Source organism: Aquabacterium sp. (genome assembly GCF_036279675.1).
Classification (GTDB): domain Bacteria; phylum Pseudomonadota; class Gammaproteobacteria; order Burkholderiales; family Burkholderiaceae_C; genus Aquabacterium.
The window spans coordinates 1-3321 of the sequence record NZ_DASUIS010000064.1; the positions used below are offsets into that span (position 1 = coordinate 1).

Sequence of the window (3321 nt, forward strand, 5' to 3'; positions counted from 1 at the left end):
GGCAAGGACTGGTGGTTCAAGGTCTGGGGGCCGGACAAGATCGCCGCCGACGACATCGGCAAGCCCGAGGACTGGGTCCTCAAGGCCAACGAGAAGTGGCATGGTTTCGGCAACCTGGCCGAAGGCTTCAACATGCTGGACCCGATCAAGTCCACCATCATCACGCCGGGCCTGGACGTGTCGGGCAAGTTTGCCAAGACCGGTATCCCAGCCAGCATCGTTACCAAGTACCTGGCCGAGCACGGCGTGGTGGTTGAAAAGACCGGCCTGTACTCCTTCTTCATCATGTTCACCATCGGCATCACCAAGGGCCGCTGGAACACCATGTTGACGGCGCTGCAGCAGTTCAAGGACGACTACGACAAGAACGTACCGCTGTGGCGCATCCTGCCGGACTTCTGCAAGAAGTACCCCAAGTACGAGCGCATGGGCCTCAAGGACCTGTGCCAGAGCGTGCACGAGGCCTATGCCAAGGGTGACATCGCCCGTCTGACGACCGAGGTGTACCTGTCAGGGCTGGAGCCTGCGATGAAGCCTTCGGATGCCTATGCCTGTATCGCCCGTTGTCAGACAGAGCGTGTGGACATCGAGAAACTGGAAGGTCGCATCACCACCGCTTTGTTGACCCCGTACCCACCCGGCATCCCGCTGTTGATCCCTGGCGAGCGTTTCAACAAGAAGATCGTGGACTTCCTGAAGTTTGCGCGTGACTTCAACGCGGCTTTCCCGGGCTTTGCGACGGACGTGCACGGCCTCGTGGCAGAAGAACTGCCAGGTGGTGGCGTGCGTTACTACGTGGATTGCGTGGCGCAAGACCAATGAGCCTGCGCAGGGCGAGGCTCAACTGCGGAGATTGAGTCCGCCTGCCTGCCTGCCGGAGTTGGCGCCCAGTTGCACGTGGGCACTGGCTCGGCAGAACTTGCCACGCATGTCCTGCACCATCTCCGACAGCATGTCGGCGTCCTTGATCTGGCCGCGGTAGCGGTTCAGCACCATCTCGGCGAGATCCAGCAGCTTGGCGTTCTGGGTTTTGGAACCATGCACCAGCAGGGTCTTGATGCCGTTGCCTGGTGCGCCTTGTTTTGCCTGCTCCATGGCCTTTTCCGCCTGCTCGCCGATCACCTTGTAGGCCTCGTGGACCATGTCGTAGTAGGGCTCGTGGCTGGCCACGGACATGGCCAACAGGTCGGTGGTCGGTTTGGAGATGCAAAAGCGCGATGCCAGCTTCTTGACCCACAACTCGGCATCCGGCAATTCGAGTTCGCTGCTGCGCAAGCGTGTCAGCAGACCCAGCATGTTGCCGGCGGCTTCAAAGTCAAAGTCGGGTTTCTCGAACTCGGAGGCCATCTCTTTGATCAGTCGAACGACTTCGGCCACCTGTCTTTGCAGCATCAAGGCCAGCACGTTGACCAGCGTGGTCATGCGTCGCAGGCGACTGCTGTTGGACTGCTTCTCATAGGCATGCTGCAGATTGCCCAGACAGCGCTGCACGCCTTTGTAATCCTTCTGTTCGAAGCGGATCTGCGCGAGCATGATCAGGCTCTGAAAGTCGAACATCTTGGAGGTGACGCCCAGACTGGCAGCACGCTCCAGGCTGCGTGAAGCTTCGTCGCTGCGCCCCAGGTAGAAGGCGAGCATGCCCACCTTCTGAAGCCGGCCAATCGAGGAGGGTGTGATCTCCGCCGCGTGCTGATAGGTCTCGTACGCTTCTTCGAACGAACCTGCCTGCAGCTGTGCACGCCCCATCACGTCGTAGGCATCTGCATAGGTCGGGTTTTCTGAGAGCAGGCTCTCCAGCGTCCGTCTGGCCGGCGCCGCGTGGCCGCCTTCCAGTTGCGCACGTGCGATACCCAGTCGGGCCCATGGCATGGCCTTGATTTCGTCCAATGCCTGAAAGAGCTTGCGGGCCTCTTCATGGCGCGCCAGTCGCAGCAGCAGCTCGCCACCTATGCGCGCGGCATAAACCCAGTATTCATCGCGTTTCGCAAAACGCTGCAGGCACAACTCGGCCGCGATGTTGAACTCTTCGCGCTCGATGGCCTCGAAGATGTTGGCCAGGACCACCTTGCGGTGACGTGCCATGTGCAGGCGTTGCGCCAGTGTGTTGGAGGTGTGGGGCTTGAGCAGGTAGCTGTCCAGCGCGGATTCCGCTGCCTCCGCCACCTTCACGTAGGACGCTTCACCGGTGACCATCACGAACACGGTGGAGTAGGGCAGCAGTTGCGCGCGACGCAGGTCGTCCAGCAGGTCCGACCCGGTCATGTTGCAGTCGTCGAAATGGTAGTCGCACAGGACCACATCGAAGGTCTGGTGCTCCAACGCGCGACGGGCATCGCTGATCTTGCCCGCTTGCGCAATGCTCTGCAGGCCCAGGTCGGCCAGCATCGAGCGCAGGATGCTGCGCGAGGTCTGGTTGGTGTCGATGATCAACGCGCGGCAGCTGCTCAGATCCGTCACAGGGACGCCTGATGGAGACTGAGAACTGGACGTGATAGTCGGGAAGTTCATGAGTGTCGACTGCGGTGGCGGGTCGAACCGGCTCACGGCCTGATCGACGATTAAGTCGACTCTCTCACGTTTGAAGTATTCACAAACGTGAATAAGTGCGCTGTCTGCCCGTCAAATCACGGCAGCCACAGTTCGAAGCGTGCACCACCCTCAGGGCGGTTGAGCAGCGCGATGTGCCCACGGCGCTCGCCGCTGCGATGGGCTTCTGCAACCGATTTGCACAGATCCGTTCCCAGGCCGGTCGAACTGGCAGAGGGATCGATGGCGCCCAGTCCCGGGCCGTCATCGTCGATCACGAAGACCAGGAAACCATCTTGGCCACGCAGGCCGAGCGTGACCTGGCTGCGGGCAAAACGGCTGGCGTTGTGAAAGGCGGCGTCCAGCGCCATGTGAACCAGGCGCTGGTCAAAGTACCAGTAAGTCGGCGCTTCTGCTGCCACGTCCATCACCACGCGTGGTGCGTTGGGCAGGCTCAGGTGTCGGATCTGGCCGGCTCGGTAGACCAGTTCCAGCACATCCCTGGGGGATTCGTCTTCGCAATGGGTGTGCATGTCGCCCGCGGCGCCGTAGACCGTGAGGAACTGCACGAACTGTCGGCGCAACTCCGTGCAGCGCATGTAGGCGCTGTGCGCCATGGCGGGCGACGGGTCGTCGATCAGGCTCTCCAGTTCTCCCTCCAGAGAACCGAGGGCGTTCTTCAGGTCGTGTGCGATGAGGGCGAAGGATGAGGCTTCCATGATGGTCTCGTCAGCCTGCTCAGGCTTGCGCGGGCTGTTTTTCCAGCTCGTGCATGGTTTCGCGGAAGTAGCGGCG

Annotated in this window: 2 protein-coding genes and 1 pseudogene; 1 reads left to right on the top strand and 2 read right to left on the bottom strand. The window is 61.2% G+C overall.

The window, feature by feature from the left end:
* A pseudogene (locus tag VFW93_RS07810) lies at positions 1-822 on the top strand (lysine decarboxylase); the annotation flags it as partial.
* An 18-nt stretch (positions 823-840) separates the two neighbouring features.
* On the opposite strand, the gene VFW93_RS07815 reads toward VFW93_RS07810, so the two are convergent.
* A complete protein-coding gene (locus VFW93_RS07815) occupies positions 841-2508 on the bottom strand; it encodes a response regulator (RefSeq protein ID WP_329693429.1) in 1668 nt (555 codons plus the stop codon).
* Positions 2509-2624: 116 nt separating this feature from the next.
* Positions 2625-3321, bottom strand: a 697-nt coding sequence (locus VFW93_RS07820; protein WP_329693430.1) for a HAMP domain-containing sensor histidine kinase, incomplete at its 5' end; no start/stop codon positions are given.